The 24393-nt window shown below is 58.8% G+C and carries 21 protein-coding genes; 10 read left to right on the top strand and 11 right to left on the bottom strand.

Annotation, left to right across the window (positions count from 1 at the left end):
- Positions 1-46: 46 nt before the first annotated feature.
- Complete coding sequence (lrhA, locus tag AC6I8F_RS06610) at positions 47-970, bottom strand: transcriptional regulator LrhA (RefSeq protein ID WP_021509211.1); 924 nt, start codon at positions 968-970, stop codon at positions 47-49.
- A gap of 965 nt (positions 971-1935) precedes the next feature.
- Here lrhA and AC6I8F_RS06605 point away from each other — a divergent pair.
- Both AC6I8F_RS06605 and yfbR read left to right on the top strand, forming a co-directional pair.
- Positions 1936-3153 (top strand): pyridoxal phosphate-dependent aminotransferase, encoded by a 1218-nt coding sequence (locus AC6I8F_RS06605; RefSeq protein WP_021509208.1) that lies wholly within the window; start codon positions 1936-1938, stop codon positions 3151-3153.
- 70 nt (positions 3154-3223) lie between these two features.
- Complete coding sequence (gene yfbR, locus AC6I8F_RS06600) at positions 3224-3823, top strand: 5'-deoxynucleotidase (RefSeq protein WP_021509207.1); 600 nt, start codon at positions 3224-3226, stop codon at positions 3821-3823.
- Positions 3824-3848: 25 nt separating this feature from the next.
- Here yfbR and AC6I8F_RS06595 read toward each other — a convergent pair whose 3' ends face one another.
- The 3 genes from AC6I8F_RS06595 to yfbV form a co-directional block, all read right to left on the bottom strand.
- Entirely contained in the window at positions 3849-4508 is a 660-nt protein-coding gene (locus tag AC6I8F_RS06595) for a sugar phosphatase (RefSeq protein ID WP_058769909.1), read from the bottom strand.
- A gap of 14 nt (positions 4509-4522) precedes the next feature.
- Complete coding sequence (locus AC6I8F_RS06590; RefSeq protein WP_021509205.1) at positions 4523-5017, bottom strand: YfbU family protein; 495 nt, start codon at positions 5015-5017, stop codon at positions 4523-4525.
- 150 nt (positions 5018-5167) lie between these two features.
- Entirely contained in the window at positions 5168-5620 is a 453-nt protein-coding gene (yfbV, locus tag AC6I8F_RS06585) for a terminus macrodomain insulation protein YfbV (protein WP_021509204.1), read from the bottom strand.
- 339 nt (positions 5621-5959) lie between these two features.
- On the opposite strand from yfbV, the gene ackA reads away from it, so the two are divergent.
- The 3 genes from ackA (at position 5960) to AC6I8F_RS06570 (ending at position 10782) form a co-directional block, all read left to right on the top strand.
- A complete protein-coding gene (gene ackA, locus AC6I8F_RS06580) occupies positions 5960-7162 on the top strand; it encodes an acetate kinase (protein ID WP_021509203.1) in 1203 nt (400 codons plus the stop codon).
- A gap of 69 nt (positions 7163-7231) precedes the next feature.
- A complete protein-coding gene (pta, locus tag AC6I8F_RS06575) occupies positions 7232-9376 on the top strand; it encodes a phosphate acetyltransferase (protein ID WP_176428128.1) in 2145 nt (714 codons plus the stop codon).
- A gap of 146 nt (positions 9377-9522) precedes the next feature.
- The gene (locus tag AC6I8F_RS06570) at positions 9523-10782 is read left to right on the top strand and encodes a 4-aminobutyrate--2-oxoglutarate transaminase (RefSeq protein WP_498028648.1); all 1260 of its coding nucleotides are present in this window, start codon (positions 9523-9525) and stop codon (positions 10780-10782) included.
- Positions 10783-10827: 45 nt separating this feature from the next.
- Here the strand turns inward: AC6I8F_RS06570 and yfcD are convergent, their stop codons facing one another.
- Together yfcD and yfcF are read right to left on the bottom strand one after the other, a co-directional pair.
- Positions 10828-11373 carry an NUDIX hydrolase YfcD gene (gene yfcD / locus AC6I8F_RS06565; protein ID WP_498028647.1) on the bottom strand — a complete coding sequence of 182 codons (546 nt, stop codon included), beginning with the start codon at positions 11371-11373 and terminating at the stop codon, positions 10828-10830.
- 105 nt (positions 11374-11478) lie between these two features.
- Positions 11479-12120, bottom strand: coding sequence for a glutathione transferase (gene yfcF, locus AC6I8F_RS06560; RefSeq protein ID WP_021509199.1), 642 nt, complete (start codon positions 12118-12120; stop codon positions 11479-11481).
- Positions 12121-12324: 204 nt separating this feature from the next.
- Here yfcF and AC6I8F_RS06555 point away from each other — a divergent pair, with 204 nt between their 5' ends.
- Positions 12325-13221 carry a TIGR01777 family oxidoreductase gene (locus AC6I8F_RS06555; protein WP_262264420.1) on the top strand — a complete coding sequence of 299 codons (897 nt, stop codon included), beginning with the start codon at positions 12325-12327 and terminating at the stop codon, positions 13219-13221.
- Positions 13222-13238: 17 nt separating this feature from the next.
- On the opposite strand, the gene AC6I8F_RS06550 is transcribed toward AC6I8F_RS06555, so the two are convergent.
- Positions 13239-14126 carry a LysR family transcriptional regulator gene (locus AC6I8F_RS06550; protein WP_498028646.1) on the bottom strand — a complete coding sequence of 296 codons (888 nt, stop codon included), beginning with the start codon at positions 14124-14126 and terminating at the stop codon, positions 13239-13241.
- Between the two features lie 172 nt (positions 14127-14298).
- Here AC6I8F_RS06550 and AC6I8F_RS06545 point away from each other — a divergent pair, with 172 nt between their 5' ends.
- Complete coding sequence (locus AC6I8F_RS06545; RefSeq protein WP_498028645.1) at positions 14299-15168, top strand: MBL fold metallo-hydrolase; 870 nt, start codon at positions 14299-14301, stop codon at positions 15166-15168.
- 56 nt (positions 15169-15224) lie between these two features.
- Here the strand turns inward: AC6I8F_RS06545 and budC are convergent, their stop codons facing one another.
- Positions 15225-15989 (bottom strand): meso-2,3-butanediol dehydrogenase, encoded by a 765-nt coding sequence (budC, locus tag AC6I8F_RS06540; RefSeq protein WP_021509195.1) that lies wholly within the window; start codon positions 15987-15989, stop codon positions 15225-15227.
- A 281-nt stretch (positions 15990-16270) separates the two neighbouring features.
- On the opposite strand from budC, the gene AC6I8F_RS06535 reads away from it, so the two are divergent.
- Genes AC6I8F_RS06535 through AC6I8F_RS06525 form a run of 3 tightly spaced genes read left to right on the top strand, consistent with a single transcriptional unit; the run spans position 16271 to position 19995 of the window.
- Positions 16271-17017: a gluconate 2-dehydrogenase subunit 3 family protein gene (locus tag AC6I8F_RS06535; RefSeq protein ID WP_498028644.1), complete on the top strand. Its 747-nt coding sequence runs from the start codon at positions 16271-16273 to the stop codon at positions 17015-17017.
- The gene (locus AC6I8F_RS06530) at positions 17018-18784 is read left to right on the top strand and encodes a GMC family oxidoreductase (protein WP_021509193.1); all 1767 of its coding nucleotides are present in this window, start codon (positions 17018-17020) and stop codon (positions 18782-18784) included.
- Positions 18781-19995, top strand: coding sequence for a cytochrome c (locus AC6I8F_RS06525; RefSeq protein WP_058758428.1), 1215 nt, complete (start codon positions 18781-18783; stop codon positions 19993-19995). Before AC6I8F_RS06530 ends, AC6I8F_RS06525 begins: the two co-directional genes overlap by 4 nt.
- A 55-nt stretch (positions 19996-20050) precedes the next feature.
- Here AC6I8F_RS06525 and AC6I8F_RS06520 read toward each other — a convergent pair whose 3' ends face one another.
- From AC6I8F_RS06520 to dalD, 3 genes are read right to left on the bottom strand one after another with little or no spacing between them, the layout of a single operon-like run.
- Positions 20051-21331 carry an MFS transporter gene (locus AC6I8F_RS06520; protein ID WP_021509191.1) on the bottom strand — a complete coding sequence of 427 codons (1281 nt, stop codon included), beginning with the start codon at positions 21329-21331 and terminating at the stop codon, positions 20051-20053.
- Positions 21332-21360: 29 nt separating this feature from the next.
- Complete coding sequence (gene xylB / locus AC6I8F_RS06515) at positions 21361-22830, bottom strand: xylulokinase (protein WP_021509190.1); 1470 nt, start codon at positions 22828-22830, stop codon at positions 21361-21363.
- Between the two features lie 12 nt (positions 22831-22842).
- The gene (dalD, locus tag AC6I8F_RS06510) at positions 22843-24225 is read right to left on the bottom strand and encodes a D-arabinitol 4-dehydrogenase (RefSeq protein WP_498028643.1); all 1383 of its coding nucleotides are present in this window, start codon (positions 24223-24225) and stop codon (positions 22843-22845) included.
- Positions 24226-24393: the final 168 nt, after the last annotated feature.

Here is a 24393-nt window from a genome sequence, read left to right as displayed (position 1 = left end):
ATTATCTGGCATGCCGGTTGTGCCGGATTACCAGTAACGGTCAACCTTACTCTTCATCATCCAGCAGCAGCGTACCGTCCGGATTCGCACTCAGATTGTAAGGATCGTTAGTGGACTGCATCGCGTTGAAGATGGCCAGCGCCAGCTCATTATCGCTGTCCGGATTACGGCACAGCAGATATTGCGTATCCGGCAGCACCGGCAGGCCTTCTGCCGCCCCCATCACGCGCAGCTCCGGGCTCATCATTTCAACCGGACGCGCGGTGACACCCAGCCCCGCTTTTACCGCCGCACGTACCGCCGCCAGCGTGGAAGCCACGTAGGAGATACGCCACGGGATACCCGCTTCGTTGAGATGATCGATCGCCATGTCACGGTACGGGCTTGGCTCATCCAGCAGCACCAGCGGAATGGCTTCACCGCGCTGGAAAATATAGTCTGCAGCGCAGTACCACAGCGTTGGCGAGGTGCGCAGCACCTGGTAGGTGAAGTTACCCGGACTGGAGGTGGTCACCACCAGATCCACTTCGCCCTGGTTCAGCATCTCCATCATAAACGGATTACGCTTCACGCGGACGTCGATTGCCAGTTTCGGATACACTGACGTTACGCGGTTAAGCAGAAACGGCAGAATGGTATCAGAGGTATCGTCAGACGCGCCAATCGTCAGCACGCCCTGGATATTGCTGTACATTAAAGAAGTGCAGGCTTCATCGTTGAAACGCAGGATCTTCCTGGCGTAGCCAAGCAGCTGAATGCCATGCTCAGTCAGCAATTTGTTACGTCCATGTCTGGCAAACAGCTCTTTACCTACCAATTGTTCCAGACGTTGCATCTGCTGGCTTACGGCTGATTGCGTTCTGCATACTGCTGCAGCGGCGGCTGCAAAGGTATTCAGGTCAGCAACGGCGACAAAAGTACGCAGCAGATCGAGGTCGAGATTCAGTATCGGACGATTTGCATTAGTCATGTTATTTCTTCACTTATAAGATTTTTTGAAACTACTACCCTGGTGTATTACCATACTTATCAAAGAGATAAGTGGTAATGGTGCTTAATGATCGCCCTGTGTGAAGGCGCTCATGAAAAAAACGAGTCAGGCGGATGCCGACGAACACATCACCGCAAAACGGGCAATGGCGTCGTAAAAGTCAGAACAACTTCCTGGGCCAGGGACGTCAGTAGAACGTTGCTGGAAGCTGTGTAGTTGCCTGGTTTCCCGCCAAACTGTCCTGCGGGGCAAAAAGGAATAACATCTTGTTATGCTGATGCGAAGCGATAAAGTGCATCAAATAATAAATTATACTTAATCATTTTTACGCTATAAATGGAAATGTTTTTGTTCAAAACATCGTAATTTTTGACCAAAAGCCATTTCCGGCACATCCTGCCACAACGCTGCTGATTTTTTAACCCGCCTGGTTCTTAAACTGAATGATAAGCGTTAAAGTGACAGCGTAAATGCTATTTAAGCCGCTGCCACGCGGTTTTATCCCCGGCTGACGGGGCCTGGTTTCAACCGCCTGGCAAAGCAAATAACCGTCGTCATCGCCTCATGCCAGATAGTGCTTAATCATTGCTGCACATTTTTTCGGCATCTAACAAGATTTCTTTAACTATTTCATCAAGTCGCTAACCATTCCTCAGACCGCAGTTAAATGAAAAATTGCTGAATGGCGCGGCGCGCGGCTGGATATCCCGGTTTACAGGCGACCCGATCAGCGCAAGCATTTAATGTTGATTCCTGCCATTTTAATAGATAATTAAACCAGTTTTAATAGTTAAAAATGCGTTTCGCGCCACTGAATCCGGCAAAGCCTGGCTATCGCGCCAAAACCCAGCGCTGCCCTTCTTTTGTTACGGTGAGAGGAGTAAATTGAGCAGGTTTGATTTTAGTGGCAGGTTAAAAGGACTCTGCCCATTAAGGCGGTAACGATGAATTTTCAAATTGATAAATCCGGCAAGCTGGAAAATGTCTGTTACGACATTCGTGGCCCGGTACTGAAAGAAGCTAAACGTCTCGAAGAAGAAGGCAACAAAGTTCTCAAACTCAACATCGGCAACCCTGCCCCGTTTGGTTTTGAAGCCCCTGATGAAATCCTGGTAGACGTGATTCGTAACCTACCGAGCGCGCAAGGCTATTGCGACTCGAAAGGTCTCTATTCAGCACGTAAAGCCATCATGCAGCACTACCAGGCGCGCGACATGCGCGACGTTACGGTAGAAGATATCTATATTGGCAACGGTGTGTCTGAACTGATCGTGCAGGCGATGCAGGCGCTGCTGAACAGCGGCGATGAGATGCTGGTGCCCGCGCCAGATTATCCGCTGTGGACGGCGGCGGTTTCGCTGTCGAGCGGCAAAGCGGTGCACTATCTGTGCGACGAATCCGCGGGCTGGTTCCCGGATCTGGATGATATCCGCAGCAAAATCACACCGCGTACCCGCGGGATCGTGATCATCAACCCCAACAACCCGACCGGTGCGGTGTACAGCAAAGAGCTGCTGCTGGAGATCGTGGAGATCGCCCGCCAGCATAACCTGATCATCTTCGCCGACGAGATCTACGACAAGATTCTGTATGACGAAGCCCAGCATCATTCGATTGCCGCGCTGGCACCGGATCTGCTGACCGTGACCTTCAACGGGCTGTCCAAAACCTACCGCGTGGCCGGTTTCCGCCAGGGCTGGATGGTACTGAACGGACCGAAGAAGCACGCCAAAGGCTATATCGAAGGTCTGGAGATGCTGGCCTCGATGCGTCTGTGCGCTAACGTGCCAGCGCAGCATGCCATTCAGACTGCGCTGGGCGGCTATCAAAGCATCAGCGAGTTTATCGCGCCGGGTGGACGGCTGTTCGAGCAGCGCCAGCGCGCCTGGGAACTGATCAACGATATTCCCGGCGTCAGCTGCGTGAAGCCGCAGGGCGCGCTCTATATGTTCCCGCGCATCGATGCGAAGAAATTCAACATCATGGACGACCAGAAAATGGTGCTGGATTTCCTGCTGCAGGAAAAAGTGCTGCTGGTGCAGGGCACCGCCTTTAACTGGCCGTGGCCGGATCACGTGCGCATCGTTACCCTGCCGCGCGTGGACGACCTCGAGATGGCCATCAACAAGTTTGGTCGCTTCCTGCAAGGCTATCGCCAGTAATCTGTGACGCGTATACTGTTTGACTTTCGGGGAGCCGCACAAGCTCCCCGCCGTGCAACAGGAACCGTCCATGACCCGTAGCCACTTTTTCGCCCACCTCTCCCGCCTGAAACTCATCAACCGCTGGCCGCTGATGCGCAATGTGCGCACGGAAAATGTCTCCGAGCACAGTCTGCAGGTCGCCATGGTGGCGCACGCGCTGGCCATCATTAAAAACAAAAAATTTAACGGCAATCTGAATGCCGATCGCATCGCCATGCTGGCGCTGTATCACGATGCCAGCGAAGTGCTGACCGGCGATCTGCCCACGCCGGTGAAGTACTACAACGCGCAGATTGCCCATGAATACAAGAAGATCGAAAAGATTGCGCAGCACAAGCTGATTGAGATGCTGCCACCTGAGTTGCAGGACGCGTATCGTCCGCTGCTGGATGAGCACCTGCATAGCGAGAGCGAGCAGGCGGTGGTGAAACAGGCTGATGCGCTGTGCGCCTACCTTAAGTGCCTTGAAGAACTGTCGGCCGGCAACAACGAGTTTCTGCTGGCCAAAGCCCGTCTGGAGAAGACGCTGGCGCAGCGGCGATCGCCGGAGATGGATTACTTCGTTGAAGTCTTCATCCCCAGCTTCAGCCTGTCGCTGGATGAAATTTCCCAGGATACGCCGCTGTAATCTGCGCCGCTCAGCGTGGGCTGTTTCAGGCGCGGAGCGTCACGCTGAAATAACCGTCCGGCTGTTTACTGATGTGCAGCGGCTGCAGATTTTCCACCTGCAGCGCCACTTCACTCAGGCGTGGCGCATCGGCTGGTGGATTGACCGCCACCACCGCGCTGCCTGCTTCCAGCCCGGCGATAATGCCCGCCGGTGCATCTTCCACCACCACGCATTCTGGCGCAGAAAGCCCGAGCCGCTCAGCGCCCAGCAAATAAGGTTCAGGATTGGGCTTACCGAATTTAATGTCCTCGGCGGTAATAAACACCTCCGGCAGCGGTAAACCGGCCGCTTTGTGACGGGCATGCGCCACCGGGATCGATCCCGAAGTCACAATCGCCCAGGGAATGTCGAGTGCGTTCAGGGTGGTCAGCAACGCGTGTGCACCGGCAATCGCCTGCACGCCTGCCGTGTCTTCTGCTTCCAGCTGCTCCAGCCAGCGAAATTCGGCCTGGATCGCTGCTTCAGACTGGCCCGCCATAAAGTGGCGCAGCGAGTTGATCGCCGGTTTGCCGTGAATGTAGTCCAGCACCTGCTGCGCAGCAAGGCCGTGGCGTGCGCCCCAGCTTGACCAGGCGCGATTCACGGCCGGCAGTGAATCCACCAGCGTCCCGTCTAAATCAAACAGAAACCCCCTGTACTTCACACGTTGCTCCTTATTCAGGCATTGAGGATTTGCGCGATCTCATTCTCGCTGAGGTGATACTGACGCGGACAAGTGTGCCACACCGCCAGCATGCGTTGGTATTTTTCCCACATCGGGGTTTGCGCATTGAAGCCGTGGGTGCCGGAATCGAAATGGGTATAGCGCCCTTCCACGTTAACCATAAAGCGTACGTAGCCGAGGTAACGCGCTTCGGTGGCCGCGTCGAAGCCGAGAAACGCCAGGCGACGCTCTTCAATGTTGCACGGCGCCTTGTGATTGGACCAGGAAACATGCAGCGCATGATGCATTTCCATAATGTCGATCAGCGTACGGCAGGTCGCCTCGCTCAGCTCGCCGAACTCTTTGTCCAGCTCGCGCAATTGCAGTCCATAGCCGCGTTCAATAATGGTCTGATAGCGGCGATAGCGCTCGGCGTTATCCGGCTCAAGCATCGCCATCATCTGGTATTGATTAGAAAGAATCAGTCGCTGTGCATGGGTCATTTCCATGGTTTACTCCCGGGCCGCAGGGCCGCTTAAGTTTTAAACAATGCAGAAATGATTACACAACGAAAGCGATGCGTGTATGTCCGCATCACTATTCTTTGATTTGAACCGGGATTGGGCGCAAATTCTCTGGCAGAGAAAAGCGCCATTTGATCAAAGATCGTCGAGGAAAGTACGGTCGAGCTGCTTAAAAGCACGCTTGAGCACATCCGCCAGCGCCTGGTAAGTCGGCTTGCCGTCGACGGGGGCAATGGCCTGTCCGGCCTCTTCCAGTTTGGCGCGCACTTCGTGGAACCAGTGCAGCAGCGTTGGCGGCAGCGGCGTGACGGAACGTTTACCCAGCCACCATAATCCCTGCATCGGCAGGCTACAGGCAAACAGCGCGGTGGCAATCGCCGGACCGAGCTGCCCGCCGAGCGCGATTTGCCACGTCAGCGTAAAAATGGCCAGCGGTGGCATAAAGCGAATCGCAAAGCGGGTTGCCGTCACCACACGGTTCTCAGGAAACACCGGCGCCAGACGTTTGTCGGCGGGCCAGGTTTTCATGTAGTGCTGGCCGCGCTGAAATAAGCCGAACCAGCCTGGATTGCCTGCGTCATTCGCCATGGTAGACCTCAACTATTACTACAACATTTAAAAAAATTTTATAACTACACAACTTTACGTGACATCCTTCAAAAGATTTTGTCTTTGCGGGCCACAGTGGGTATTCTGACGCCGTTTTTGCAACATTACCGGAAGCCGCAGCTCAATAAAAGAGCGCGCTGGAGCCATGTTTCGCTTCGTGGATTTCAAAAATCTGCGTAAAATTACCGAAATTTTTTGCGTGTCGTTTCTTTTTTGACTAGCGCATGATGTTAATCATTAATCTACCAGCTTTCATAGGCTACGCTGTTAGTCTGATTGCGTTATTTTTAGCCACTATTTAACAAAATAGGTACTTCCATGTCGACGAAGTTAGTACTGGTCCTCAACTGCGGCAGCTCCTCTCTTAAGTTTGCCATCCTCAATCCAGCCAGCGGTGACGAATACCTTTCCGGTCTGGCGGAGTGTTTCCACCTGCCGGAAGCGCGCATCAAGTGGAAACTGGACGGCAGCAAACAGGAAGCCCCGCTCGGCGCGGGCGCAGCGCACAGCGAAGCGCTGAACTTCATCGTTAAAACTATTCTGGCACAAAAACCAGAGCTTTCGGCACAAATCGCTGCAATCGGCCATCGTATCGTTCACGGCGGCGAGCAGCTGACGCAATCGGTGGTGATTGACGAGTCCGTCATTCAGGGCATCAAAGACGCGTCGTCCTTCGCGCCACTGCACAATCCGGCGCACCTGATCGGTATCGACGAAGCCATGAAAAACTTCCCGCACCTGTCGGATAAAAATGTCGCCGTTTTCGACACCGCCTTCCATCAGACTATGCCGGAAGAGTCCTATCTCTATGCCCTGCCGTACAACCTGTATAAAGAGCACGGCGTACGTCGTTACGGCGCGCATGGCACCAGTCACTACTATGTGACGCAGGAAGCCGCCAAAATGCTGAACAAGCCGGTCAGCGAGCTGAACATCATCACCTGCCATCTCGGCAACGGCGGTTCTGTTGCGGCCATCCGTAACGGCCAGTGCGTGGATACCTCAATGGGTCTGACGCCGCTGGAAGGCCTGGTGATGGGCACCCGCAGCGGTGACATCGATCCGGCTATCGTCTTCTTCCTGCACGATACGCTGGGCATGAGCGTCGATGCGATCAACAAACTGCTGACCAAAGAGTCCGGCCTGCTCGGCCTGACCGAAGTCACCAGCGACTGCCGTTATGTGGAAGATAACTACGCCACCAAAGACGATGCCAAACGTGCGATGGATGTGTTCTGTCACCGCCTGGCGAAGTACATCGGCAGCTACACCGCGCTGATGGAAGGCCGTCTGGATGCGGTGGTGTTTACCGGCGGTATCGGTGAAAACGCGGCGATGGTGCGTGAGCTGGCGCTGGACAAACTGGGTCTGCTTGGCTTCGAGGTTGACCACGAGCGCAACCTGGCTGCACGCTTCGGCAAGTCCGGCTTCATCAATAAAGAAGGTACCCGCCCGGCGGTGGTGATTCCAACTAATGAAGAGTGGGTCATCGCCCAGGACGCCGCGCGCCTCACCGCGTAATGTTTCTCTCCGTCAGCTTCGGCTGACGGTGTTGTTTTTGACACCCTGTAACACCGCGAGGTTTCTATAGTGTCACGTACAATTATGCTTATTCCTACCGGCACCAGCGTCGGCCTGACCAGCGTCAGCCTTGGCGTGATTCGTGCCATGGAGCGCAAAGGCGTGCGCCTGAGCGTGTTCAAACCGATCGCCCAGCCGCGCGCTGGCGGCGATGCGCCAGACCAGACCACCACCATCATTCGCAAAAACTCCGCTATTCCGGCCGCGGTTCCGCTGCCAATGTCCCGCGTTGAGTCGCTGCTGGGTTCTAACCAGCAGGATGTGCTGATGGAAGAGATCATTGCCAACTACCACGCCAACGCCAAAGATGCGGAAGTGGTGCTGGTGGAAGGCCTGGTTCCGACGCGCAAACATCAGTTTGCCTCGGCGCTGAACTATGAAATTGCCAAAACGCTGAATGCGGAAATCGTCTTCGTCATGTCGCTGGGTAACGACTCACCGGCACAGCTGAAAGAGCGCATCGAACTGACGCAGAGCAGCTTCGGCGGCAGCAAAAACAAAAACATCACCGGCGTCATCATCAACAAACTCAACGCGCCAGTAGATGAGCAGGGCCGTACCCGTCCGGATCTGTCAGAAATTTTCGACGACTCCTCGAAAGCCAGCATTGCCAACATCGATCCTAAGCAGCTGTTCGCCAACAGCCCGCTGCCGGTGCTGGGCTGCGTGCCGTGGAGCTTTGATCTGATCGCGACGCGCGCCATTGATATGTGCCGCCATCTCAACGCGGAGATCATCAACGAAGGTGAAATCCACACGCGTCGCGTCAAATCCGTCACCTTCTGCGCGCGCAGCATCCCGCATATGCTGGAGCACTTCCGTCCGGGCTCGCTACTGGTGACCTCAGCCGACCGTCCTGACGTGCTGGTGGCGGCCTGTCTGGCGGCGATGAACGGCATCGAAATTGGTGCGGTGCTGCTGACCGGCGGCTATCAGATTGAAGCGCCGATCGCCCGTCTGTGCGAACGCGCCTTCCAGACCGGCCTGCCGGTGTTCATGGTAAAAACCAACACCTGGCAAACCTCGCTCAGCCTGCAGAGCTTTAACCTGGAAGTGCCGGCTGACGACACGCAGCGCATCGAAAAAGTGCAGGAGTATGTGGCCGGCTTTATCAATGCTGACTGGGTTGAATCACTGACCGCCACATCCGAACGCAGCCGTCGTCTGTCACCGCCGGCATTCCGCTATCAGCTCACCGAACTGGCGCGTAAAGCCGGCAAGCGCATCGTCCTGCCGGAAGGCGACGAACCGCGTACCGTTAAAGCGGCGGCGATTTGTGCCGAGCGCGGCATCGCCACCTGTGTGCTGCTGGGCAATCCGGATGAGATTCAGCGCGTGGCCGCAGCGCAGGGCGTTGAGCTCGGTAAAGGCATTGAAATTGTCGATCCGCAGGTGGTGCGTGACAACTACGTGCCGCGCCTGGTTGAGCTGCGTAAGAGCAAAGGCATGACCGAAGTGGTCGCGCAGGAGCAGCTGGAAGATAACGTGGTGCTGGGCACCATGATGCTGGAAAGCGGCGAAGTTGACGGTCTGGTCTCGGGCGCGGTTCACACCACCGCCAACACCATTCGTCCGCCGTTGCAGCTAATCAAAACCGCGCCGAACAGCTCGCTGGTCTCCTCGGTGTTCTTCATGCTGCTGCCAGAGCAGGTGCTGGTGTACGGCGACTGCGCCATCAACCCGGATCCTAATCCGGAGCAGCTGGCCGAGATCGCGATTCAGTCCGCCGACTCCGCTAAAGCCTTCGGCATCGATCCACGCGTAGCGATGATCTCCTACTCTACCGGTAACTCCGGTGCCGGTAGTGACGTAGAGAAAGTGCGTGAAGCAACGCGCATTGCGCAGGAAAAACGCCCGGATCTGGTGATTGATGGCCCGCTGCAGTACGACGCCGCAATCATGGAAGACGTCGCCAAGTCTAAAGCACCGAACTCAGCGGTGGCCGGACGTGCGACGGTATTTATCTTCCCGGATCTCAACACCGGTAACACCACTTACAAAGCGGTGCAGCGTTCTGCCGACCTGATCTCCATCGGGCCGATGCTGCAGGGCATGCGCAAACCGGTTAACGACCTGTCACGCGGTGCGCTGGTCGATGATATTGTCTACACCATTGCGCTGACGGCGATTCAGTCGCAGCAGGCTGAAGGCTAATCCCCTTCCCCGCTCCGCATCAGCACGCCCGCCCGGGCGTGCTTTTTTTTATCCTGCGCCACAACCCTGCCCGTATAAACGCACTGGCAAAATCCCGCCTGCGCGCTAACACTGATTACACTCTCCCGCGACTTACGAGGTCAGCAATGAGCAACAGTGATGTGCACAGCCGTCGGTTACAGGCCACGCCGCGAGGCGTGGGCGTGATGTGTGATTTCTTTGCGGCGAAAGCCGAAAACGCCACGCTGTGGGACCAGCAGGGGCGGGAATATATTGATTTCGCCGCCGGCATTGCGGTGCTCAATACCGGACACCGGCATCTCAAAGTGCTGGCGGCGGTACAGCAGCAGCTGACGTGCTTCACCCATACCGCGTTTCAAATCGTGCCCTATGAGAACTACATTCACCTTGCGGAGCGTCTGAATGCGCTGGTGCCGATTGAAGGCGCCGTGAAAACCACTTTCTTCTCTACCGGCGCCGAGGCGGTTGAGAACGCGGTGAAAATCGCGCGCGCAGCCACCGGCCGCCCGGGGATTATCGCCTTCAGCGGCGCGTTCCACGGTCGCACCAATATGACCATGGCGCTGACCGGCAAAGTGCTGCCTTACAAAACCGGCTTCGGCCCGTTTGCCAGCCCGGTGTTTCACGCGCGCTACCCCAATGCGCTGCATAACGTCAGCGTGCACGATGCGCTCGACAGTCTGGAGACGATTTTCCGCAGCGATATCGCGCCACAGCAGGTGGCGGCCATCATCTTTGAACCGGTTCAGGGCGAAGGCGGATTCTATGTCGCGCCGCCAGAGTTTGTGACGGCGCTGCGCCAGCTGTGCGATCGCCACGGCATCCTGCTGATCGCCGATGAAGTACAGAGCGGTTTTGCGCGCACCGGCAGGCTGTTTGCCAGCGAATATTATGAGGTACAGCCGGATCTGATCACACTGGCGAAAAGTCTGGCAGGCGGGTTTCCGCTGTCGGCGGTAAGCGGCCGGGCCGCGGTGATGGATGCACCGGAGCCGGGTGGTCTGGGCGGCACCTATGCCGGCCATCCGCCAGCAATTGCCGCCGCGCATGCGGTGCTGGATATTATCAGTGAGGAAAAGCTGTGCGAGCGTGCGCAATGGCTCGGTACGCAGCTGGCGGAAGCGTTGAACGGCGCCGGCTGCCGTGCGCTGGCCGAGGTACGCGGCTATGGCTCAATGATGGCGGCGGAGTTTCATGACGCCAGCGGCCGGCCCTCGGCGGAAATCGCCAAAGCGATTCAGCAGCAGGCGCTGGCCGAAGGATTGATTCTGCTGACATGCGGCGTGCACAGCAACGTGATCCGCTTTCTTTATCCGCTAACCATTCCGGACGCCCAGTTCAGTACGGCGCTGAACATTCTCACCCGCATTCTCAGCCAGCATTAAACACAAAAGGCACCCTTAGGGTGCCTTAATGCGGAAGCGCAGGAATCAGGCTTCGCTGCTTTGCTTACTGCGCACCGCGTCACTGTTGCGGCTCAGCCACAGCGACAGGGCTTTGAGTGAATCATCGGTGAATTCATCACAGCGGGCGGTGATCTCTTCCGGCGTCATCCAGAACACTTCATCCACTTCCTCTTCCTGCATGGCAAACGGACCGTGCGACACGCAGCTGAACAGTCCACCCCATACGCGGCAGTGCTGATCTTCGAAGTAGAATTTGCCGTGCTCGGCGAACGGGACATCGGCGATGCCGAGCTCCTCTTCCGCTTCACGACGGGCGGATTCCAGCAGGTCTTCACCGCTTTGCACCACGCCGCCCGCAGTGGCATCCAGCATACCCGGCATGAAATCTTTGCTCTCGGTACGGCGTTGCACCAGAATCTTGCCCAAGCCGTCGTGCACCACAATATAGGTAGCGCGATGGCGCAGACATTGCGCACGCATCTGCGCACGGCTGGCCTGCGCAATCACTTCGTTTTCTTCGCTAACGATATCCACCCACTCGATACCGTCACCTGCCGTTTGATCCACCATCCGGTAACCCTTTCTCTGTTTTCGGCGTGCCCAGCACGCGCCTGTTTGCGATGCTTTATTAGAATGAGCGCTAAGGTAAAGCGTTCTTTTCGCCGCCGCAAGGTTTTAGCGTGCTTTACCCGACTCGGCCAGCCACAGCTGCACCGAGGCGCGCTGCCACTGGAATTCTGCATAGTGCTGCAGCTTCACCGGCAGCGGATCGCCGTGCAGCGCCAGCCGGTTAATCATCACCGCCAGGTCGGTGTCGGCAATCGACCACTCGCCAAACAGGTTCTGTTGGCCGTCCGGCAGCAGGCGCTGCACCGCGGCAATCAGTTTACTGGCGGCCTGTTCGCCAGCGGGGGTGAGCGGAGCAAAGCGTTCAGCAGCAAACAGCACTTCGGTGGGTCGCTCCGTGCGCAGCGCCAGTAAATCGCTGCGCAGCCATGCCTGCACTTCGCGCGCGTGAGCACGTTTTTCGCGATCGCGCGGATAGAGGCGCTCAAACTCCGGCGCCGGAAAACGCTCTTCGAGGTATTCGGCGATGGCCGAGGATTCATTCAGGCTGACATCATCAATTTGCAGCGTGGGCACACGGCAGGTCAGCGACAGGCCGCGGTATTCATCGTCAAGCTGTGCATTGCGCGACAGGTCAACGCGCCTGACAGTAAAGGGAATGCCTTTCTCGGTAAGCGCAACATAAACTGACATGGCATACGGGCTAAAAAAACAGGAATCGGACCACAACGTAATGGCGGGATAGTTCATCAGCTGCCTCGGCTAAGCGTCAGGTGTGCATCATGTTTACCGATTTTTGCCGGCTAAGGCAATGGCGCGCTGGTCCGATGTTTTGCCGCAGGACCACGGCAAACTGGCGGTTTTTCATCATAAGCGTAAGCGCTGTCACGCCCCAGCGGCACTTCTCTTCTATGCTCAATTCAGAGCAGATAATTAATGACAGGGAGACTAAACATGCACCTGCTTATTACCGGCGGTACCGGCTTGATAGGTCGCCATTTAATTCCGCGCCTGCTGCAGCTGGGCCATCAGGTGAATGTGGTAACGCGTGACGTGGCGGCCGCGCGGGAAAAACTCGATGCGCGCGTGATGCTGTGGTCGGGCATTAACCAGCAGTCCGATCTCAATGCTATTGACGGCGTCATCAATCTGGCGGGAGAACCGATTGCCGACAAGCGCTGGACCGAGCAGCAGAAGCAGCGCCTGTGCGAAAGCCGCTGGCAAATCACTGAACAGATCGTCTCGCTGATCCACGCCAGCAGCAATCCACCGCGCCTGTTGATTTCCGGCTCGGCTACCGGCTTTTATGGTGATACCGGCGATGTGGTGGTGACCGAGGACGATCCGGGCCACGAGGAGTTTACTCACACCCTGTGCGCCCGCTGGGAGCAGCTGGCGCTGAAGGCGCAAAGCGAGCGCACCCGCGTGTGCCTGCTGCGCACCGGCGTGGTGCTGGCGCGCGAAGGTGGCGCGCTGAGCAAAATGAAGCTGCCGTTCAAACTTGGCGTCGGCGGACCGATTGGCAGCGGCAAACAGTACCTGCCGTGGATCCACGTGGACGATCTGGTCAACGCCATCCTGTGGTTGATCGATAACGATCAGTTGCAGGGCCCGTTCAACATGGTGGCGCCTTACGCGGTGCGCAACGAGCAGTTCGCCGCCACGCTGGGCCAGGTGATGCATCGTCCGGCCTTTATGCGCACACCGGCCAGCGCCATCAAACTGATGATGGGAGAATCCGCCGTGCTGGTGCTGGGCGGGCAGCACGTGCTGCCGAAGCGGCTGGAGGAGTCCGGCTTTGGTTTCCGCTGGTACAATTTGCAGGAAGCGCTGCAGGATGTCGCCGGCTGATGCGTCTCCGCTCAGGCTTACCGCGGCGCCACGGCGGGCGTGAGGCAAAGCTGCTGCAGAAAACGCGCCGTTAACGGCCGGGTATCCTGCCTGCGCCAGACGGCATACAGCACAATCTCCAGCGCCAGATCGGGTAGCGGCATCAGCACAACGTTATCCGGTACGATGCGCGCCAGGCTATGCTGGATCAGGGTGAAACCCAGCCCGGCTTCAACGCAGGCAAGCGCGGCCAGCGGACCATTCACTTCAAAACGAATATCCGGCTGGAAGCCGGCGCGCTGGCAGGCTGCCAGTAATCGCGCCCGCGCGGCAGGGTTGAGATTTTCCTGGTCGGCAATCCACGCCCGGCCGTGCAAATCAGCCGGTACGGGCGCGGTCAGCGCACTGGATGCTGGCATCGCCAGCAGCAACGGTTCGGTCGCGATCTTCTTATGCACAAAATCCGCGTCATCGTGCGGCAGCGTATGCACAATGGCAATATCGATCGCCCCCGCCTCTAACCGGGCAATTTGCTGTGCGGAACGTAACGCATGCAGCCGGACATCAATGCCCGCCCCCGGTGCCAGCCGCGCCAGTGCCGCGGGCAGCAGGCGCGAGTGAATAGCCGCCTCCACATATCCTATATCCAGCCGGCCGACGTCACCCTGCTGCAGATGCTGCGCATACTCTTTTAACCGTTCGTGATGCTGCAAAAAGGGCGTCACCTCGGTGAGAAAGCGCTTACCCTCGTCCGTCAGGCGCAGACGTTTCTTTTCACGGTGAAACAGCACCATGCCCAGTTCGCTTTCCAGCTGCTGAATTTGCCGGCTAAGCGGTGACGGCGAAATATGTAACCGTTCCGCAGCCTGACCAATATGCTCCAGCGCCGCGACAGTGGCAAAGGCGCGCAAAATTTTTATGTCCATGACAATCCGGGTCTCAACTCTGTCAAAAATGACACTGGTCACCTTAACGGTGTTAGCGTCATTATCGCGCTAACAGCCACTGACGCAGCATTATCATCGCGCTAATCCGCCGCGAAAATTGCCGCGTTATTTTGTTTAACGTGAACGAATAAATTAGCGCACAGAGATCATTATGAGCCAGGCAATATTTTCATACACCACAGGGAAATATCAGGTCAGCGCCATCAGCGACGGCACTATGCAAGCCAGTCTGAGTTTATTAACGGATATTCACCACGACGATGCGGTCGATCTGCAACGCCAGGCAGGCATAGCACAGCCGGGCGACATCCATGTGTTTTGTTATCTGATCCGCGGTCAGGGACGCGTGATTCTGGTGGATACCGGGATGGGAAAACGCGATGCGCAGAGCGGCAAATTACTGCCTCATCTGCAGCTGGCCGGGGTGACGCCGGACGACATCGATACCCTGTTATTAACCCATGCGCACCCCGATCATATTGGCGGCTTGCTGGACAGCGCGGGTCAGCCGGTCTTTCGCCATGCCCGGCTCTGCCTTAGCCACAGCGAAGCCGCCTTCTGGCAGGATGATGCGGCGATCAGCCAGCTGAGTGAACGCGCGCAGTTAAACGCGGCGCTGGTGCGGCGCACCCTGCAGGCTTATGGCCCGCGGCTGCAGCTGATGGCGGATGAGGAGATCAGCCCGGGAATCCGTGCGCTGGCGTTACCCGGCCATACCCCGGGGCATTGCGGTTTTCGCATTGATTCAGACGGCGAGCGTTTATTGATTTGGGGTGATATTGTGCATTACCCGCCTGTTCAGCTGGCCTGTCCGCAGGTTTCTATCGCCTTCGATATTGATCCCGTCATGGCCAGCGAGACGCGCCGGCGTATTTTGCAGCAGGTGGCAGCGGAAAATACGGTGATTGCCGGCATGCATTTTGGCGCGTCTGGCTTTGCCAGAATCGTGGCGTTAGCGAACGGCGGTTATACGGCCAGCTATGTGTCAGCGTGTCACGATGGCGAAGCGGGTGAGCAATGACCGAATAACAGGCGGATTGACGGTGTGATTACACCTGATGCTCCGCCTGTTATCACTCACGCCTGTTTCGGCTGGCCGTTCGACGCCGTCAGGCCGCCATCGACCGGCAGGTTAACACCGGTGATATAACGCGCGTCGTCGCTGGCGATGAAAGCAATCGCGCTGGCGATATCTTCCGGTTCACCGGCGCGGCCCAGCGGAATACGGTCATAGAAGCGTGCAAGCAGCGCCTCATCGTTTTTCATCTCTTCGGTGAGATCGGTGAAGGTAAAGCCGGGACAAACGGCGTTAACGCGCACGCCGTCCGTGCCATAATCCATCGCCAGCGCGCGGGTAAAATTGGTCACCGCGCCCTTGGCAGCGTTGTAGACACTCATGCCCCAGTCGCCGCCCAGTCCGGATACCGACGAGGTATTTACCACGTTGCCTTTACTGTTGAGCAGCGCGGGCATAAAGAAGTGGGTGCAGTAAAATACACCGTCGAGGTCAGTGCTCATCAGCGACTTCCAGTCCGCTATCGACACTTCGTGAATTTTGCCCTGCACGATGCTGCCGGCGTTATTCACCAGCACATCCACGCGCCCATACTGCTGCTGCACCTGCTCTGCCAGCTGTTTAACCTGATCCGCATCGCCGACGTCGCAGGGTGCCACCAGATGCTTCTCGCCGCTCAGCGTGCTCAGCACCTGTTCCAGCTTGTCGCGGGTTCTGCCCACCAGCACCACCTGTGCGCCTTCACTGGCGAAACGCTGCGCCGCTGCGGCACCAATGCCGGATCCGGCTCCGGTAATCACCACCACTTTCTCTGCAAAGCGCGACATATTTCCTCCTGGTTATTTCGTGGTTGAAACGGTTAAGCCTGGCAGCCAGCGCGCTGAGTTCAAGCGAAGCCTGCAGATTTAACGTGGCGCTTAGTTCAGGAAATAACCGGCGGATTATCAAATAGTGCACTTTTTTGTACGGTTATTGGTCGCCACCACCCAGCCCGTCTACAGTTAACATTCGCCATAAAAATTTACAAAAACTGAAGATTCCGGCCCGTTGTGTCGCCGCACACGCCGGCCGGTTACGCCTTATCTTGTTACTCTGTCTGGAAGCGATAATGAAAAAACGAGCCAAAACCCTGCCTGGTGTCACACGACGCCAGGTACTGACCTGGTCGACGCTGGGCGTTGCCGCTGGCGTCACCCGCGCCGCCGATGCTGTCTCCCTCAAGGGCGCTCCCGGCTGGACACCCTTCGCCGATAACCCACCGGAACAGCTCCAGGCTCAGGGCTGGCTGTTCTTCACCGAGGAAGAAGCGCGCACCGTGGAAGCCATGGTTGACCGCATTATCCCGGCGGACGAGCTGAGCGTGGGCGGCAAAGAAGCCGGCTGCGCTGTCTTTATCGACCGCCAGTTGCACGGCTTTTATGGCACCTTCGAACGCCTCTACATGCAGGGCCCGTTTCAGCAGGGCACCACCGAGCAGGGCGACCAGTCGCCGCTGGTGCCGCAACAGCGCTATCGCCTGGGGCTGGCGGCGCTCAACCGCTACGTGCAGCAAACCTCGCAAAAGAACTTTGTCGATCTGACGCCGGCGCAGCAGGACGCGCTGCTGGCAGACATGGAAGCCGGAAAGGTGCATTTCAGCGGCTTTGATGCGCAGTCGCTGTTTCTTGAGGTGCTGAACAACACCATGGAAGGCTTCTTTGCCGATCCGATCTACGGCGGCAACAAAGACATGGTGTCATGGAAGATGCTGGGCTTTCCCGGCGCGCGCTACGACTATCGCGAATACGTTGAGCGCCACAACGAAAATCTGGGCTTAGAGCCGATCAGCATTGCGCAATGGAAAGCACGGGGATAGATGATGAAGAAATTACCGAAAACCGATGTGGTGGTGATTGGTCTCGGCTGGGCCGGATCGATTATCGCCAATGAACTGGCCGACGAAGGCCTGGAAGTGATCGGCATTGAGCGCGGCCCGTGGCGCGACACCGCGCGCGACTTCAATATTGGCACCGTCACCGACGAGCTGCGCTACGTGATGCGCGAAGAGCTGATGCTACGCACGCGGCAGAACACCTGCACCATGCGCAACAATCCGTCGCAAACCGCCCTGCCGATGCGTACCTGGGGCTCGTTCCATCCGGGCAACGGCACCGGCGGCGCGGGCAACCACTGGGCCGGCATTACCTTTCGCTTTCAGCCGGAAGAGTTTCGCCTGAAAAGCCACCTGACCGAACGCTACGGCGCCAGTGCCATTCCGGATGAGCTGGTGCTGCAGGACTGGGGCACCAGCTGGGAGGAGATGGAGCCGCACTACATGCAATTTGAGCGCGTGGCCGGCACCTCGGGTTACGCCGGCAATATTCAGGGACAGAAACGGGCGGGCGGCAATCCGTTCGAAGGTGCGCGGTCGGCCGACTATCCGACGCCGCCGCTGCGCCAGCCCTATGGTCCGACGCTGTTTGCCGAAGCAGCAAAAAATCTCGGCTACCAGCCGTTTCCGGTGCCGTCCTCGCTGGTCTCCGAGGCGTACACCAATCCCTATGGCGTCACCATGGGTCCCTGCACCTTCTGCGGCTTCTGCACCAACTACGGCTGCGCCAACTACTCGAAAGCCAGCGCCATCACCACCGTGCTGCCGGCGCTGATGCGCAAAGAGAACTTTACCGCGTACACCAACTGCGAAGTGCTGGAAGTGCTGACCGATGCCAGCGGCAAACAGGCCACCGGCGTCACCTACATCGACTCCTCCGGCGATAAGTGGGAACAGCCGGCCGATCTGGTGATCGTCGCCGCCTTTACCTTTGAAAACGTGCGCCTGATGCTGCTCTCCGGCATTGGCCAGGCCTATGATCCGGTCACCAATAAAGGCACCACCGGTCGCAATTACGCCTACCAGACCGCCAACGGCGTCACGCTGTTTTTCGACAACAAAAACTTTAACCCGTTTATCGGTGCCGGCGCGGTGGGCATGGGCATTGATGAATTCAATAACGATAATTTTGACCACAGCGGTCTGGGCTTCTTCGGCGGCGGCAGCATCCGCGTGACGCCCATCGGCTCGGCACCGATTGGCTACCGGCCTCTGCCGCCCAACACGCCCAAATGGGGCTCGAAGTGGAAGCGCGCGCTGAAAGACAACTACCTCAGCACCATGTCGATTGGCTGCGAGGCCAGCAGCTACACCACGCGCACCAACTATCTGTCGCTGGATCCCAACTACAAAGATCCGCACGGCCGACCGCTGCTGCGCATCACTTTCGACTTTGCGGCGAACGATCTGAAAATGGCGCAGTACTGCACGGGTAAAGTGGCGGAAATCGCTAAATCGATGAACCCGCGCGAGATGATTGTCAAACCGATGACCGGCCACTGGAGCAGCGTGCCGTATCAGTCGTCGCACGTGGTTGGCGGCTTTATCATGGGCAGCGATCCCTCAACCAGCTCGGTCAATAAACATCTGCAGGTGTGGGATGTACCGAACCTGTTCGTGGTGGGCGCGTCAGCCTTTCCACAAAACCCGGGCTATAACCCGACCGGCACCGTCGGCGCGCTGGCATTCAAAGCGGCGCATGCGATTCGTCACTACTATCTGCAACGTCCCGGGGAGATGATTACCGCATGAAAACACGCCTCTCTCTGTGCGCTGCCGCGCTGCTGCTTACCAGCTTTGTGTCTCACGCCCAGCCGGAATACGATCAGTACGCGCGCGGCAGCTATATCGCCACGCTGGCGGACTGCACCGCCTGCCACACCGCCGACCCGCAACAGCCGTTTGCCGGGGGCGTCAGGTTGCAGACGCCGTTTGGTACACTGGTCGGCGCTAACATCACGCCGGACCGCGAAACCGGCATCGGCAACTGGCGCTATGAAGATTTCCGCCGCGCCATGACCGAGGGTATCGGCCACGGCGGCAAGCGGCTGTACGGCGCGATGCCGTTCACCGCGTACACCAAAATGTCGGATAAGGATCTGCAGGATTTGTGGGCATGGATGCAGACGCTGCAGCCGATACACAACCCGGTCGAGACCAATCAGCTGCCCTTCCCTTTCAACATCCGCACCAGCCTGATGGTGTGGAACTGGATCAACTTTGACCAGGGCGCGTTCCAGCCGGACGCCCGTCAATCCGCCCAGTGGAATCGCGGTGCGTATCTGGTGCAGGGCGCGGGCCACTGCGGCACCTGCCACACGCCGAAAAACCTGCTCGGCGGCGATAAAAATGGCGCGTTCCTGCGTGGTGAAGTGGTCGAAGGCTGGATGGCGCCGGACATCACCGCGAACCCGCACAGCGGACTGGGCAAATGGAGCCAGCAGGATATCGTCAGCTACCTGCGTACCGGCGTGAACCGTTTCGATATCGCTTCCGGTCCGATGGCCGACGCGGTGCGTCACTCCACGCAGCACTGGCGCGATGAAGATCTGCAGGCGGTGGCGGTGTACCTGAAAAGCGGTGAATCGCGTGATGAGAAAGCCCCCGCCGCACTTGCCGCGACGGACGATCGCATGAAGCTGGGCGCGCAAATCTATGCGGCGAAGTGCTCAGCCTGCCACAGCCCGGGCGGCCGCGGTGAGAAGAATATCTTCCCGCAGCTGGCGGACAATCCGTTGCTCAATCAGGAGGATGCCACCTCGCTGATTCGGGTGGTCGCCGCCGGCAGTCGCGGTGTCGATACCGATGCCCGCCCGACGGCACCGGCAATGCCGGCCTTTGCCGGCACGCTGGGTGATGAGGAGATCGCCGCAGTGGTGAGCTACATCCGCAACAGCTGGGGAAATGCCGCCGCACCGGTCAGCGCTGACGACGTGAAGAAAGTGAAACAGAAGCTGGAATAGCGCCGTGTCAGCACCGGCAGTCCTTGCTGCCGGTGCGACAGGTTGACACTTAGCTTTAGCTGCGCTGCTGCACCACCGACGACTTCACCGCTGACGCTTCCCGCGTGTGTCCCGGCTGCGGCACGCGGATGATAAAGGTCAGCACGCCGGCGAACAGGTAGAGCGCGGTATAGGCCCACACCACCCCGACGATATCGAAGAACGGCAGCAGCAGCGAGGCAATCGCCGGGGCAACAAAGTTACTCAGCCCGGCCGACAGATTGTAAATCGATACCGCTGCGCCCTTATGATGCGGTTCCAGCGTCGGGAACACCGCGGTCATCGGCACAAAGGCAGCGACAAAGATCCCCAGCATAATCGCCGGAATCAGCGCCACCCAGAAGTTATGCCCGGCATACAGCGGCAGGTAGTAAAACGCCAGGCTGGAGATCGCCATACCGAGACAGCCGAACCAGCGCACCTGACGGATCCAGCCCAGCTTCTCACCGGTAATGCCCCAGAAAATATTGGTAAAGATGGTGACGAAGAAAAACACCGCCCAAATCTGCAGCCATTCGGAGATGGTAAAGCCGAGCCGATCGACAAACAGCAGCGGCATGATGATGGCAAAACCGAACAGCGACAGCGTATTGATGATGCGGATCAGGCAGGCATAAAACACATGCTGGTTGGTGAACAGAATGGTTACGGCACGCGACATCTCCGTCATCTTATCGCGCAGCGGCAGATTAACGCGGGAACGGTCCACCGGCACGTTGCGCAGGCTGAAGTAGGCCAGCACGCCGCCGCACGCCACCCAGACAATCGCCAGCCATAAGGTGCCGGTTTCGCCCAGCATCGGGATGGTCAGGCTCGGCAGATAGCTGCCCACCACGCCAATTCCCACGGAGTACATCGCCCAGAACCAGCCGGTAGCGGCGGCCAGTTTGTCACGCGGCAGCACCTGCACCAGCATCATCATGAACGAGTAGATAAACAGCGGATAGGCCAGGCCGCGAATGCCGTAGAACAGCACCATCAGCGGATAGTTACGCAGCCCAAGCCCCAGCGACATAAACAGCGCATGCATGACGATCCACAGCACAAAGCCAATCATCATGGCGCGCTGCGGCGTAATCAGCTCCGCCACCACGCCGGAGGCCCACGCCGCCAGCGCGGCGGCCAGGCCGTAAAACGTAAACACCACCGCCGACTGGGCCGGCGAAAAGCCCATGTCAGTGATGTGGCGCGAGAGAAACGCCATTTCGAAGCCGTCGCCGGCCATGAAAATGGCGATGGCCAGAAAGCCCCAGAACATCTTTTTCGGTAAGCCAAACCAGTATGCGTTCGATTGCATGACAATCTTCCTTCCGTTCGCTAATCCGATCAGGCAGGCAGCAACGCGCGCGCCTGCTGTTGTTGTACATAGAGTTCACGGAACAGGCGCAGCCGCTGCTGCAGCACGGCCCCGCGCGCCGCATCGGGCTGATAGCGCGCCTGCACCGGCGGCTTCAGGCACACGTCGGCTTCACTGCCGCCGTCGGCCAGCCACGCCAGCCGTGCCGCACCCAGCGCGCCGGAGGCGCTGGCCGGATGGGTCACTATCGGCAGCTGCAGCACGTCGGCAATCAGCTGCGCCCACAGCGTGCTGCGCGCACCGCCGCCGGTCAGGCTGCACTGCTGAATCTGCTGCTGCGTATCGCCCAGCACCGCCAGACCATCCGCCAGGCCAAACGCTACGCCCTCAATCACCGCATAGCCGAGCAGCGCGCGCGGCGTTTCGTGGCGCAGATGGAAAAATGCCCCGGTCGCCTGCGGATCGTTATGCGGCGTGCGTTCGCCGGAGAGATACGGCAGAAACAGCGGTGCCTGACGCAGCTGTTCCGCGCTGAGCTGTGCCATCTCATCCATCAGCTGGCTTTCGGTGACCGACAGCAGATTGCACAGCCAGCGCAGACAGCTGGCGGCGCTGAGCATCACGCTCATCTGGTGCCAGCGTCCCGGCAGCGCATGGCAGAAAGCGTGCACGCCGGATTGCGGATCGGCACGCAGCCGATCGTTAACCACAAAAATCACGCCCGACGTGCCGAGCGAGATAAAGGCATCGCCCGCATTAACCGCACCGACGCCCACCGCCGATGCGGCGTTATCACCGCCGCCGCCGGCCACGCTCACCGTGGCGGCTAAGCCCCATTCGCTGGCCAGATCGGCGCGCAGCGTGGCGCTGACCGCGCTGCCCTCAACCAGTTCGGGCATCTGTGCGCGCGTCAGCCCGCTGATCGCCAGCAGTGCGTCAGACCAGTCGCGCTGCGCCACGTCGAGCCACAGCGTACCGGCGGCGTCCGACGGCTCGCTGACAAAGCGCCCGGTCAGACGCCAGCGCAGGTAGTCCTTGGGCAGCAACACCTTGTCGATGCGGCGGAAGATTTCGGGCTCATGTTCCGCCACCCAGTGCAGTTTCGGCGCGGTAAAGCCGGGCATAATCAGGTTGGCGGCGATTTCCATCATCTGCGGATGGTGCTGGCGCAGCGCATCACACTGCGCCGCGCTGCGCGTGTCGTTCCACAATATGCACGGCCGCAGCACCTCACCGGCGGCATCCAGCAGCACGGCGCCGTGCATCTGACCGGAGAGACCGATGGCGCGAATCGCGGCCCACGCGTCCGGTGCCTGCTGGCGCAGCCCGGCGATCGCCTGACCACACGCCTGCCACCAGCGCTCGGGGTCCTGCTCCGCCCAGTGCGGATGCGGGCGCTGCACGCTGAGCGTGGCGTGATTCGACGCCACAATCTCGCCCTGCGGGTTGACGATCAGCGCTTTGAGTTCTGAGGTGCCAATATCAATGCCGAGATACATGCTGTGCGCTCCTTACACCGTCGCCGGCTGCAGCAGTTGCTGCTCAATGGCGTCTACGCTGCGCGTCACCAGCGCATGAAAAGCGCGGTCATCGGCCAGTTCGGCAAACAGCGCGCGGTCGCTGAGGAAGGTTTGTAGCGCATTCTCGCCGCTCAGCTGCTGGCGCAGCGCGTCAGCATTGAGCACGCCATCCGGATACGCATACGGCAGCTGGTTGCTGGCCCAGCGTTGCAGGAACAGGTAGAACAGCGCCGGCAGCACGGCGGTAGCGGTCGGTTCTGCGCCGCGCTGATAGCATTCGCGCAGCGTCGGCGTCACCATGCCGGGGATTTTCGATAGCCCATCGGCACCAACGCGCTGGTTGGTATCTTTGATATAGGGATTGCTAAAGCGCGCCAGCACCACGTCGCGATAATCCGCCAGATCGAGCGGGCTGGGCGACAGCGACGGGATCACGTCCTGCGTGATGTAGTCATACGCCAGCTGATAAATCGCAGGCTGACGCGTGCTGTCATCAATGTAGTCATGGCCGGTGAGCGTGCCGGCCCAGGCAATCGCTGCGTGCGTGGCATTGAGAATGCGGATTTTCGCCTCTTCCCACGGCAGCACCGACGCCACCAGCTCCACGCCCACCTTTTCCAGCGCCGGGCGTCCGGCGATGAAATCATCCTCAATCACCCACTGGATAAACGATTCCGCCATCACCGCCGCGCCATCGTCTTTGCCGGTGGCCGCTTTGACGCGTTCGGCGACATCCGGCGTGGGGCGCGGCGTGATGCGATCCACCATGGTGTTTGGCGAAGTGGTGTTATCGCGCACCCAGCTGGCCAGCGCACTGTCGCCCTGCGCGGCGAGAAACGCCAGCATGCCGTGACGGAAACGTTCGCCGTTGTGACGCAGGTTGTCGCAGTTGAGCAGCGTGACCGGCGCACCGCCGCTGGCCACGCGCTGGCGCAGAATGCGGGTCAGCGCGCCGTAAATAGTGCGCGCCTCACCACGGAGATCGGCCTGGATATCCGCCTGGCTGAGATCGAGCTCATGCGCCGGCGTCAGGTAATAACCGGCTTCGGTCACGGTAAAACCGATCACTTTTGTCTCAGCGCTGGCGCCCTGTGCCACCAGCGCACTGATCTCCGCGTCCCACGGCAGAATGGTGCGCAGCGAAGTGATGGTTTCATACGCGCGCTCGCCCTCCGGCGTCACGGTTTCCAGCACGTACTCGCCGTTTTGCGCCTGCAGCTGGTTGAGCAGCGCTACCGCATCGCCGCGGATGTTGCCGAGCGCGATGCTCCAGCTGTCATCGCCCTGCTGGCGCAGCTGGTGCAGATACCACGCCTGATGCGCGCGGTGAAAAGAGCCTGCGCCGATATGCATCCACACTGATTTCGTCGTCATAGTCGCCTCGAAATAAACATTTGCCACAATTGAGGGCATTTGCCCGATGAGGCGTAGCATAGTCGCCGCCGGGGCGATCGTTCTGCGAGATCCATCACATTTAATACTTTTGCTCTTTTTTAGGGCTTTTGCTCAGTTAACGCTTCAGGGGCAAGACGCGATAAACTG

The organism is gamma proteobacterium symbiont of Axiagastus rosmarus (assembly GCF_059730925.1).
The sequence above is the reverse complement of the archived record's forward strand: the minus strand, read 5'-3'. Positions and strand labels throughout refer to the sequence as shown.

What these genes read in the sequence shown, in the direction of transcription:
- lrhA (WP_021509211.1), bottom strand. Translation starts at nt 970, where the DNA reads ATGACTAATGCAAATCGTCCGATACTGAATCTCGACCTCGATCTGCTG.
- AC6I8F_RS06605 (WP_021509208.1), top strand. Translation starts at nt 1,936, where the DNA reads ATGAATTTTCAAATTGATAAATCCGGCAAGCTGGAAAATGTCTGTTAC.
- yfbR (WP_021509207.1), top strand. Translation starts at nt 3,224, where the DNA reads ATGACCCGTAGCCACTTTTTCGCCCACCTCTCCCGCCTGAAACTCATC.
- AC6I8F_RS06590 (WP_021509205.1), bottom strand. Translation starts at nt 5,017, where the DNA reads ATGGAAATGACCCATGCACAGCGACTGATTCTTTCTAATCAATACCAG.
- yfbV (WP_021509204.1), bottom strand. Translation starts at nt 5,620, where the DNA reads ATGGCGAATGACGCAGGCAATCCAGGCTGGTTCGGCTTATTTCAGCGC.
- ackA (WP_021509203.1), top strand. Translation starts at nt 5,960, where the DNA reads ATGTCGACGAAGTTAGTACTGGTCCTCAACTGCGGCAGCTCCTCTCTT.
- AC6I8F_RS06570 (WP_498028648.1), top strand. Translation starts at nt 9,523, where the DNA reads ATGAGCAACAGTGATGTGCACAGCCGTCGGTTACAGGCCACGCCGCGA.
- yfcD (WP_498028647.1), bottom strand. Translation starts at nt 11,373, where the DNA reads ATGGTGGATCAAACGGCAGGTGACGGTATCGAGTGGGTGGATATCGTT.
- yfcF (WP_021509199.1), bottom strand. Translation starts at nt 12,120, where the DNA reads ATGAACTATCCCGCCATTACGTTGTGGTCCGATTCCTGTTTTTTTAGC.
- AC6I8F_RS06555 (WP_262264420.1), top strand. Translation starts at nt 12,325, where the DNA reads ATGCACCTGCTTATTACCGGCGGTACCGGCTTGATAGGTCGCCATTTA.
- AC6I8F_RS06550 (WP_498028646.1), bottom strand. Translation starts at nt 14,126, where the DNA reads ATGGACATAAAAATTTTGCGCGCCTTTGCCACTGTCGCGGCGCTGGAG.
- AC6I8F_RS06545 (WP_498028645.1), top strand. Translation starts at nt 14,299, where the DNA reads ATGAGCCAGGCAATATTTTCATACACCACAGGGAAATATCAGGTCAGC.
- budC (WP_021509195.1), bottom strand. Translation starts at nt 15,989, where the DNA reads ATGTCGCGCTTTGCAGAGAAAGTGGTGGTGATTACCGGAGCCGGATCC.
- AC6I8F_RS06535 (WP_498028644.1), top strand. Translation starts at nt 16,271, where the DNA reads ATGAAAAAACGAGCCAAAACCCTGCCTGGTGTCACACGACGCCAGGTA.
- AC6I8F_RS06530 (WP_021509193.1), top strand. Translation starts at nt 17,018, where the DNA reads ATGATGAAGAAATTACCGAAAACCGATGTGGTGGTGATTGGTCTCGGC.
- AC6I8F_RS06525 (WP_058758428.1), top strand. Translation starts at nt 18,781, where the DNA reads ATGAAAACACGCCTCTCTCTGTGCGCTGCCGCGCTGCTGCTTACCAGC.
- AC6I8F_RS06520 (WP_021509191.1), bottom strand. Translation starts at nt 21,331, where the DNA reads ATGCAATCGAACGCATACTGGTTTGGCTTACCGAAAAAGATGTTCTGG.
- xylB (WP_021509190.1), bottom strand. Translation starts at nt 22,830, where the DNA reads ATGTATCTCGGCATTGATATTGGCACCTCAGAACTCAAAGCGCTGATC.
- dalD (WP_498028643.1), bottom strand. Translation starts at nt 24,225, where the DNA reads ATGACGACGAAATCAGTGTGGATGCATATCGGCGCAGGCTCTTTTCAC.